The 9,093-nt window shown below is 70.1% G+C and carries 8 protein-coding genes; 3 read left to right on the forward strand and 5 right to left on the reverse strand.

Features of this window, described 5'->3' with window-relative positions:
* Nucleotides 1-95: 95 nt before the first annotated feature.
* A complete protein-coding gene (locus EAO72_RS31120) occupies nt 96-662 on the reverse strand; it encodes a Uma2 family endonuclease (RefSeq protein WP_148020417.1) in 567 nt (188 codons plus the stop codon).
* A 230-nt stretch (nt 663-892) separates the two neighbouring features.
* On the opposite strand from EAO72_RS31120, the gene EAO72_RS31125 reads away from it, so the two are divergent.
* Nucleotides 893-2,935 carry a thioredoxin domain-containing protein gene (locus EAO72_RS31125; RefSeq protein ID WP_148020418.1) on the forward strand — a complete coding sequence of 681 codons (2,043 nt, stop codon included), beginning with the start codon at nt 893-895 and terminating at the stop codon, nt 2,933-2,935.
* A gap of 18 nt (nt 2,936-2,953) precedes the next feature.
* Here EAO72_RS31125 and EAO72_RS31130 read toward each other — a convergent pair whose 3' ends face one another.
* Together EAO72_RS31130 and trhA are read right to left on the reverse strand one after the other, a co-directional pair.
* Nucleotides 2,954-3,586, reverse strand: coding sequence for a TetR/AcrR family transcriptional regulator (locus EAO72_RS31130; protein WP_148020419.1), 633 nt, complete (start codon nt 3,584-3,586; stop codon nt 2,954-2,956).
* Between the two features lie 141 nt (nt 3,587-3,727).
* Nucleotides 3,728-4,429 carry a PAQR family membrane homeostasis protein TrhA gene (gene trhA / locus EAO72_RS31135; protein WP_148020420.1) on the reverse strand — a complete coding sequence of 234 codons (702 nt, stop codon included), beginning with the start codon at nt 4,427-4,429 and terminating at the stop codon, nt 3,728-3,730.
* Between the two features lie 209 nt (nt 4,430-4,638).
* On the opposite strand from trhA, the gene EAO72_RS31140 reads away from it, so the two are divergent.
* Both EAO72_RS31140 and EAO72_RS31145 read left to right on the forward strand, forming a co-directional pair.
* Nucleotides 4,639-6,465 carry a phosphoenolpyruvate carboxykinase (GTP) gene (locus EAO72_RS31140; protein WP_148020421.1) on the forward strand — a complete coding sequence of 609 codons (1,827 nt, stop codon included), beginning with the start codon at nt 4,639-4,641 and terminating at the stop codon, nt 6,463-6,465.
* A gap of 243 nt (nt 6,466-6,708) precedes the next feature.
* A complete protein-coding gene (locus EAO72_RS31145) occupies nt 6,709-7,230 on the forward strand; it encodes a hypothetical protein (RefSeq protein WP_261991683.1) in 522 nt (173 codons plus the stop codon).
* Between the two features lie 48 nt (nt 7,231-7,278).
* On the opposite strand, the gene EAO72_RS31150 is transcribed toward EAO72_RS31145, so the two are convergent.
* Nucleotides 7,279-7,695 carry an SCO4983 family protein gene (locus EAO72_RS31150; protein ID WP_148020422.1) on the reverse strand — a complete coding sequence of 139 codons (417 nt, stop codon included), beginning with the start codon at nt 7,693-7,695 and terminating at the stop codon, nt 7,279-7,281.
* A gap of 83 nt (nt 7,696-7,778) precedes the next feature.
* Entirely contained in the window at nt 7,779-8,990 is a 1,212-nt protein-coding gene (locus EAO72_RS31155) for a pyridoxal phosphate-dependent aminotransferase (protein WP_148020423.1), read from the reverse strand.
* Nucleotides 8,991-9,093 lie beyond the last annotated feature (103 nt).

The raw sequence follows: 9,093 nt of genomic DNA on the forward strand, positions 1-9,093 counted from the left end.
CACCGCTGAGTGGCCGAGAGCGTCCCGTTGGGTCCGGGAAGAGCGTGATGCGGGCACCTCGGGCAAACGTCGAAAGCGAGACGGCTTTCGGTTCTCTACATGTCTCCAAGATCGACTGTGAGGGAGAAGGGCGCGGTGGCCTTCACCGTGCCGGTGAACATCTCGCCGTCCCGGTAAGCCTTGGTGGCGGGGTCGAGGACGTAGGTGTATGTGATCGGGACGCCGGTGGCGGCCTGCTCGACCCGCCAGGAGAAGGGGATGCCGGACTTGGCGTACTGGTCGGCCTTCACGATCCGGTCTGTGGTCTCCGAACCGGGCGACACGACCTCGACGACCAGCAGCACGTGCTCGGGGCGGGGCGGCGTGAGGTCGATGGTCTCCGCCCGGTAGACGGTGACGTCCGGGCGGCGGTTGGTCAGGGGAACGTCCTGCAGACGGAGATCGAAGTCGGTGTCGGCGTTCCAGTCCGGGCCGGCGGCGGCATCCAGGGCATTGGCCAGGATTCGGGCGAGCCGGTTGTGCCGCTTGGAGGCGCTCGGGCTCACGACGACCATCCCGTCCACGATCTCGATCCCTGCGCACTGTTCCTCGGACCAGGAGTCGTACTGCTCCGCGCTGATCTGCGTGTGCATCCACGCGGGCGCCACCATTTCGGCGGTCATGGTGTACCTCCTTCGAGGAGCCTCGGCAGGTCCGGCACTGCTGCGCCCAGCCTATTGTTCCGAGGTGTCCCGGCCGCCCGACCCGGAGGAACGCCGGGAGAAGTCCGGCACCGGCCCTCAGCGCGAGGAGCCGCCCGCCACGGGATGGCGCACACGTGTGATTCGGCCGAGCGAGGAGGGCCCGTGAGGGTTTCGGCTCTCACGCCAGGTGCCGTGAGAGGCTGGTTCGCATGAACCGGCTGGCTGGTGTGACCTCGCCCTATCTGCTTCAGCACGCGGACAATCCCGTCGACTGGTGGCCATGGGAGCCGGAGGCGTTCGAGGAGGCCCGGCGGCGCGACGTTCCCGTTCTGCTGTCGGTCGGCTACTCGGCGTGCCACTGGTGCCATGTGATGGCGCACGAGTCCTTCGAGGACGCCGAACTCGCCGAGTACCTGAACGCACACTTCGTGCCGGTCAAGGTCGACCGCGAGGAGCGCCCCGACGTCGACGCCGTGTACATGGAGGCGGTGCAGGCCGCGACGGGGCAGGGCGGCTGGCCGATGACCGTGTTCCTCACCGCCGACGCCGAACCGTTCTACTTCGGTACATACTTCCCGCCCGAGTCACGGCACGGCCTGCCGTCGTTCCGGCAGGTGCTCGAAGGGGTGACGGCGGCCTGGACCGACCGCCGTGACGAGGTCGGAGAGGTCGCCGGGCGCATCGTCCATGACCTGTCCGAGCGCACCCTCGACCACGGCGGCGAGGGGCTGCCCGGTGAGGCGGAGCTCGCGCAGGCGCTGCTCGGACTGACCCGGGAGTACGACGCGAAGTACGGCGGCTTCGGTGGCGCGCCCAAGTTCCCGCCGTCGATGGCCATCGAGTTCCTGTTGCGCCACCATGCCCGCACCGGGGCGGACGGCGCCCTCCAGATGGCGGCCGACACCTGCGAGGCGATGGCCAGGGGCGGGATCTACGACCAGCTCGGCGGCGGCTTCGCCCGCTACGCGGTGGACCGCGAGTGGGTCGTTCCCCACTTCGAGAAGATGCTCTACGACAACGCGCTGCTCTGCCGCGTGTACGCCCATCTCTGGCGTTCCACCGGATCCGAGTCCGCCCGCCGGATCGCCCTGGAGACCGCCGACTTCATGGTCCGCGAGCTGCGCACGGCCGAGGGCGGCTTCGCCTCCGCGCTGGATGCCGACAGTGAGGACGCGGACGGCAAGCACGTCGAGGGCGCCTACTACGTCTGGACGCCCGCGCAGCTGCGTGAGGTGCTGGGCGAGGAGGACGCCGTGTTCGCCGCGGAGCTCTTCGGGGTGACCGAGGAGGGCACGTTCGAGGAGGGCTCCTCGGTGCTCCAGCTCCCGCGGGGCGACGCGGCGGACGCAGCGGACGAGGCGCGCGCCGCCGATGTGCGGGCCCGGCTGCTCGCCGCGCGGGAGCTGCGGGCGCGGCCGGGCCGGGACGACAAGGTCGTCGCGGCGTGGAACGGGCTGGCCATCGCCGCGCTCGCCGAGACCGGGGCCTACTTCGGCCGGCCGGACCTGATCGAGCGCGCCACCGAGGCCGCGGACCTGCTGGTGCGGCTCCACATGGGGCCGGTCGCCCGGCTGGTCCGTACCTCGAAGGACGGGCGCGCCGGTACGCACGCCGGGGTGCTGGAGGACTACGGCGATGTCGCGGAGGGCTTCCTGGCCCTGGCCGCCGTCACCGGCGAGGGGACCTGGCTGGAGTTCGCGGGCTTCCTGACCGACATCGTGCTCCAGCACTTCACCGGTGAGGGCGGGCAGTTGTACGACACGGCGGACGACGCCGAGCAGCTGATCCGCCGCCCGCAGGACCCCACCGACAGCGCGACCCCGGCGGGCTGGACCGCGGCGGCCGGTGCGCTGCTTTCGTACGCCGCCTACACCGGATCCGAGCCCCACCGCACCGCCGCGGAAGGCGCGTTGGGTGTCGTGAAGGCGCTGGGTCCGCGGGCTCCGCGGTTCATCGGCTGGGGGCTCGCGGTGGCCGAGGCGCTGCTCGACGGGCCGCGTGAGGTGGCGGTCGCCGGACCGGTCGGCGGCGCGCTGCACCGTGCGGCCCTGCTGGGGCAGGCGCCCGGCGCGGTCGTCGCGGCGGGGGAGACGGCGGGGTCCGAGTTCCCGCTGCTGGCGGAACGGCCGATGCTGGGCGGTGCGCCGACGGCGTACGTGTGCAGGCACTTCGTCTGTGACGCGCCGACGACGGACCCGGAGGCGCTGGCGCAAGCCCTCAGCGGCGCCGGAGGCCGAGAGGCCGCCGGATGACCCGATGGCCGCGGAGGCTCACAGCCGCAGGCCGCCCTCCAGCGCGGTCAGCGCCTCGTCGACCATCGTGATCAGGTCGCCCTCCTGGCCGTGCTCGCCCCAGTACAGCGTGGCCTCGCGCAGCGCACCCAGCACCGCCGCGATGAAGACCCGGATCCGCAGGTCGTCCGCGCTGCGGCCGGTGCGGTCGGCGAGCGCCTGGGAGAGCATCTTCGCCGTGTCCGACATGGTCTCCGTCATCCGGGAGCGGATGGCGGGGATCTCCACCATCAGCCGGGTGCGCCGGCGCAGTTCCTCGTCCTCCGCGGCGGCAACCGACGTCAGCGCCTCGCGCATCATCAGCCGCAGGGACTCCAGCGGAGGTTCGTCCAGCGGGCGGCTGCGGAGCGCGGCCTCCATGACCGTGTCGTACTCGTCGGTGAGGACGATGTCCTCCTTGGTCGCGAAGTACCGGAAGACCGTGCTCGGTGACACCTCGGCCGCTTCCGCGATCTGCTCGATGGTCGTCGCCTCGTAGCCCTGCTCCTGGATGAGGCGGTACGTCGCCTTCCGGATCGCGACCCGTGTCCTGAGCTTCTTGCGCTCGCGCAGCCCCATGGGGGGCTTGCCCTCGGTTGCGGTGAGGGAGGGGGTAGGGGAGGTGGCGGCCATGGTTGCCATTGTCAGGCATCGACGGGGGTGGCGGCCCCACACGGAAGCCGGACATGGCATCCGGACATGGGTACCGGACGTGGCAACGGGGCATGCGAAAGGGCCACGGCTCGAAAGCCGCGGCCCTTCGTGTGCGGGAGCTCAGTTGTGGTTGTAGGCCACCAGCGAGATGCCGACGTAGTGGACGACGAACGCCGCGAGGGTCAGCGAGTGGAAGACCTCGTGGAACCCGAAGAAGCGGGGTGACGGGTTCGGCCGCTTGATGCCGTAGATGACGCCGCCGGCGCTGTAGAGAAGCCCGCCGACCACGACGAGCACCAGCACCGCGATCCCGCCGGTCCGCATGAAGTCCGGCAGGAAGAAGACCGCCGCCCAGCCCATCGCGATGTAGCAGGGCGTGTACAGCCAGCGCGGGGCGCCGACCCAGAAGACCCGGAAGGCGATGCCGGCGACCGCCGCCGCCCAGACCGCCCACAGCAGCGGCGTCCCGGTGGACTCGGGCAGCAGGAGCAGGGTCAGCGGGGTGTAGGTGCCCGCGATGATCAGGAAGATGTTGGCGTGGTCGAGCCTGCGCAGCACGGCCTCGCCGCGCGGCCCCCACGTACCGCGGTGGTAGACCGCGCTCACGCCGAAGAGCAGGCAAGCGGTCGCGATGTAGATCGCGCAGGCGATCCGGCCGCGGGTGCTGTCCGCCAGGGCGATGAGCACGATGCCCGCGATCAGGACGGCGGGGAACATGCCGGCGTGCAGCCAGCCACGCATACGTGGCTTGACCTCCGCGGCGATGGTTCCGGCTGGTTCCAGCCCGGTGGGTTCGGGCGCGGCGGCGGGGGCGGCAGTCATTCCCGCATCGTACCTACGCTTCCGTAGGTATCGGATCCGAGTGGTGATGCTCACGTGGGCGGCCCCCTGGACATATGGGCGGATCGGTCGGATGATCAAATGAGTGCGGTCGGCACCGGATGAGCGCCAGGGAATTCGAAAGGGTAGAAGCATCCGGGTCGCAGCCCCCACGGGGCCTACCAAACACACACCCTCATCAAGGAGCGATCGTGGCGCGAGACATCGCGGCTCCCCTCACTGTTCCCACCAACCACCAGGAGCTCGTCGCCTGGGTCGACGAGATCGCAGCCCTGACCGAGCCGGACCGAGTGGTCTGGTGCGACGGTTCCGAGGCCGAGTACGAGCGCCTGTGCGGGGAGCTCGTCGCCAAGGGCACGTTCACCAAGCTCGACGAGATCAAGCGCCCGAACTCGTACTACGCCGCCTCGGACCCGAGCGATGTCGCCCGCGTCGAGACCCGGACGTTCATCTGCTCCGCGAAGGAGGAGGACGCCGGTCCGACGAACCACTGGAAGGACCCCGCCGAGATGCGGGAGATCTTCGTGGGGGACAAGGGCGTCTTCCGCGGCTCCATGCGGGGTCGCACCATGTACGTCGTGCCCTTCTGCATGGGCCCCGTGGGCTCGCCGCTCTCCGCCATCGGCGTCGAGATCACCGACTCCGCGTACGTCGCCGTCTCCATGCGCACCATGACCCGCATGGGACAGGCCGTCCTCGACGAGCTCGGCACCGACGGCTTCTTCGTCAAGGCCGTCCACACGCTCGGCGCGCCCCTGGAGGAGGGCCAGGAGGACGTTCCGTGGCCCTGCAACTCCACCAAGTACATCTCGCACTTCCCCGAGGACCGCGAGATCTGGTCCTACGGCTCCGGCTACGGCGGCAACGCCCTGCTCGGCAAGAAGTGCTACGCGCTGCGCATCGCCTCCGTCATGGCGCGCGACGAGGGCTGGCTCGCCGAGCACATGCTGATCCTGAAGCTCACGCCGCCGCGCGGTGAGTCGAAGTACGTGGCCGCCGCCTTCCCCTCCGCCTGCGGCAAGACCAACCTCGCCATGCTGGAGCCCACGATCTCCGGCTGGACCGTCGAGACCATCGGCGACGACATCGCCTGGATGCGGTTCGGCGAGGACGGCCGCCTCTACGCGATCAACCCCGAGGCCGGCTTCTTCGGCGTCGCGCCCGGCACCGGCGAGCACACCAACGCCAACGCCATGAAGACCATGTGGGGCAACTCCGTCTTCACCAACGTCGCGCTCACCGACGACGGCGACGTCTGGTGGGAGGGCATGACCGAGGAGCTCCCGAAGCACCTCACGGACTGGAAGGGCAACGACTGGACGCCCGAGTCCGGTACGCCCGCCGCCCACCCCAACGCCCGTTTCACCGTCCCGGCCGGCCAGTGCCCGATCATCGCGCCCGAGTGGGAGGACCCGAAGGGCGTGCCGATCTCGGCCATCCTCTTCGGCGGCCGCCGCGCCTCCGCCGTCCCGCTGGTCACCGAGTCCTTCAACTGGCAGCACGGCGTCTTCCTCGGAGCCAACGTCGCCTCCGAGAAGACGGCCGCCGCCGAGGGCAAGGTCGGCGAGCTGCGCCGCGACCCGTTCGCCATGCTGCCGTTCTGCGGCTACAACATGGGCGACTACATGAACCACTGGCTGAAGGTCGGCGCGGACAAGCCGGACCAGTCGAAGCTCCCGAAGATCTACTACGTGAACTGGTTCCGCAAGAACGAGGCGGGCAAGTTCGTCTGGCCCGGCTTCGGCGAGAACAGCCGCGTCCTCAAGTGGATCGTCGAGCGCCTGGAGGGCAAGGCCGAGGGCGTCGAGACCCCGATCGGCATCCTGCCGGCCAAGGGCTCGATCGACACCGAGGGCCTGGACCTCTCCGAGTCCGACCTGGACTTCCTGCTCAAGGTGGACAAGGAGGTCTGGCGCGAGGAGGCGGCGCTGGTCCCCGAGCACCTCAACACCTTCGGTGACCACACGCCGAAGGAACTGTGGGACGAGTACCGGGCCCTGGTGCAGCGCCTGGGCTGACGGCCCCTTCGAACTCCGCGGTCGGGCTCCCGACATCCGCCCTGACCTGTGGGGTCAACGGCTCGCCGCGGTAGGGACGTGCACGAACACGGCCCTGGCCCCCGGAACCGGCAGCGGTTCCGGGGGCCGCTCCCGTTTGCTTGTTCGTCGTCGGGTCGTGACCGGCCGGAGCTGTCGCGGGGGTGTGCCCCGGCCTACGTTGGACCTTGGCCGCGCCGGGGGGTGCGGGGGCTGTGGGGGGCCATGACGTTGTCCGGCATACCGCCGTATCCGGACCAGCACACCGGCATGCCCTACCGGCCCAGGCGGTTCCCGCGCGGGGTAATGGTCCTGATCGTGGTGGTCGTCTCGCTGCTGGTGCTGTCCCCGGTCGCCCTCGTGGTGGGCTTCTTCTACGTCTGGGGAAGGAACCACGAGGACATGCGCTTCCCCTCGGAGGACGTGAGCGTTTCCTCCTGCCGGAAGGACGCGGTGACCGGTGGCCCGGTGGCGGTCGTGCGCGTGGCGAGCCGGGCGGCGCGGCCCGGAACCTTCACGGTTCGTCTCGGCTTCCGTGACCTGCGGGGCAAGGACGGGGGCGAGGGCCGGAGCGAGCCGGCCGGGAGGCGCACCGTGGTCTTCGAGGACCTGGCGGTGGGGGCGACGGCGACCGGAGAGATCGCCGGGCCGGTCCCGGTGCGGGGCCGGCCGCAGTGCGTGGTCGCCGATGTGACGTTCCTGTCGACCGCCCTGGCCGCACGGGCGTCCGCGTCCGCCACGCCCTGAAGGGTGGCACCCGGTCCACACGCCTCGACGGCACGTGGACCGGGGCCGTCAGAGGGCGCCGACCAGCCGCGGCGGGGCGGCGGACTCGGCGGGGGCAGCGGCGGCGACCGCTGCGGTGTGGGCGTCCATACGTTCGGCCGAGAGGATCGCGACGACCGTGTCGGCGCGGGACGCCGCCACCACCAGGGCCCGGCCCGCGAGGGCGTGGGCGCGGCGGTGGAGGCTGGTCGCGGACGCGTCGCTCAGGCCGGCGTGCCGGGCGGGCGGTGCGCCGCGCAAGCGGGCGACCTGTTCGGCGATGCGGTCGCCCGCCTCGCCCAGCCCCAGCTCGTCGGTGACCGCGAGCAGGGCGGCCAGGTGTCCGGCGAGCTGGATGTCCAACTCCTCCTCGCGGGTGCGGTGCGGGAAGTCGTCGGCATGGTCGGCCGGTGTGTGGACCGATTTGGTGCGGATCGGTTCGTACATGGATGGCCTCCTGGTGGTGCTGTGGGGACCATCTTAGCTTGGATTCAGTCTAAAGTTATTCAAGTTCGATTGTCTGTTGGCGGTCACACCTGCCCGTACCCGTCCAGGAAGCGGGCGATCCGGCCGATCGCGTCCGTGAGGTCCTTCGTCGAGGGCAGCGTCACGACCCGGAAGTGATCGGGATCCGGCCAGTTGAACCCCGTCCCCTGCACCACCATGATCTTCTCGGCCCGCAGCAGGTCGAGGACCATCTGCCGGTCGTCCTTGATCTTGTAGACCTTGGGGTCGAGCCGGGGGAAGAGGTACAGCGCCCCCTTCGGCTTCACACAGGTCACGCCCGGAATCTGGGTCAGCAGGTCGTACGCCACGTCCCGCTGCTCCAGGATCCGCCCGCCCGGCAGCACCAGGTCGTTGATCGACTGCCGGCCGCCGAGCGCGGTGGCCACCGCGTGCTGCGAGGGCATGTTGGCGCACAGCCGCATGTTGGCCAGGATCGTCAGCCCCTCGATGTACGAGGAGGCGTGCGCCTTCGGCCCGCAGACGGCCATCCAGCCGGAGCGGTAACCGGCCACCCGGTAGTTCTTGGACAGCCCGTTGAAGGTGAGCACCATCAGATCGGGTGCGATCGCCGCCGTCGGCGTGTGCGTCGCACCGTCGTACAGGATCCGGTCGTAGATCTCGTCGGAGCAGACCACCAGGTTGTGCCGCCGGGCGATCTCCGTCAGCCCGCGCAGCATCTCGTCGTCGTAGACGGCGCCCGTCGGGTTGTTCGGATTGATGATCACCATCGCCTTGGTGCGGTCGGTGATCTTCCGCTCGATGTCGGCCAGGTCCGGCATCCAGTCCGCCTGCTCGTCGCACCGGTAGTGCACGGCCGTGCCGCCCGCCAGTGAGACGGACGCCGTCCACAGCGGATAGTCCGGAGCCGGTACGAGCACCTCGTCACCGTCGTCGAGCAGCGCCTGCATCGACATCTGGATCAGTTCGGAGACGCCGTTGCCCAGGTAGACGTCCTCGACATCGAGGTCGATCCCCTTGGTCTGGTAGTGCTGCATCACCGCGCGCCGCGCGGACAGCAGTCCCTTCGCATCGCCGTAGCCGTGCGCCCCGGACAGGTTGCGCAGGATGTCTTCGAGGATCTCGGGCGGGCACTCGAAACCGAACGCGGCAGGGTTGCCGGTGTTCAGCTTGAGGATGCGGTGACCTGCTGCTTCCAGCCGCATCGCCTCCTCGAGCACGGGGCCCCGGATTTCGTAACAGACGTTGGCGAGCTTCGTGGACTGGATGACCTGCATGTCTGCGAGCTTACGACTGTGTTTCGCGGGCCGCCGTGTCCCGCTCCACCGGGATCCACAACTGCGCGTCCGCACGCGCCCCTTCGGGCGAGACGTGCACACG

This window comes from Streptomyces sp. OR43 (genome assembly GCF_008042275.1).
Lineage (GTDB): Bacteria > Actinomycetota > Actinomycetes > Streptomycetales > Streptomycetaceae > Streptomyces.

Excerpts from the sequence above, each read along its gene's own strand:
- EAO72_RS31130 (WP_148020419.1), bottom strand. The coding sequence starts at position 3,586 with ATGGCCGCCACCTCCCCTACCCCCTCCCTCACCGCAACCGAGGGCAAG.
- EAO72_RS31150 (WP_148020422.1), bottom strand. The coding sequence starts at position 7,695 with ATGTACGAACCGATCCGCACCAAATCGGTCCACACACCGGCCGACCAT.
- EAO72_RS31145 (WP_261991683.1), top strand. The coding sequence starts at position 6,709 with ATGACGTTGTCCGGCATACCGCCGTATCCGGACCAGCACACCGGCATG.
- trhA (WP_148020420.1), bottom strand. The coding sequence starts at position 4,429 with ATGACTGCCGCCCCCGCCGCCGCGCCCGAACCCACCGGGCTGGAACCA.
- EAO72_RS31155 (WP_148020423.1), bottom strand. The coding sequence starts at position 8,990 with ATGCAGGTCATCCAGTCCACGAAGCTCGCCAACGTCTGTTACGAAATC.
- EAO72_RS31120 (WP_148020417.1), bottom strand. The coding sequence starts at position 662 with ATGACCGCCGAAATGGTGGCGCCCGCGTGGATGCACACGCAGATCAGC.
- EAO72_RS31125 (WP_148020418.1), top strand. The coding sequence starts at position 893 with ATGAACCGGCTGGCTGGTGTGACCTCGCCCTATCTGCTTCAGCACGCG.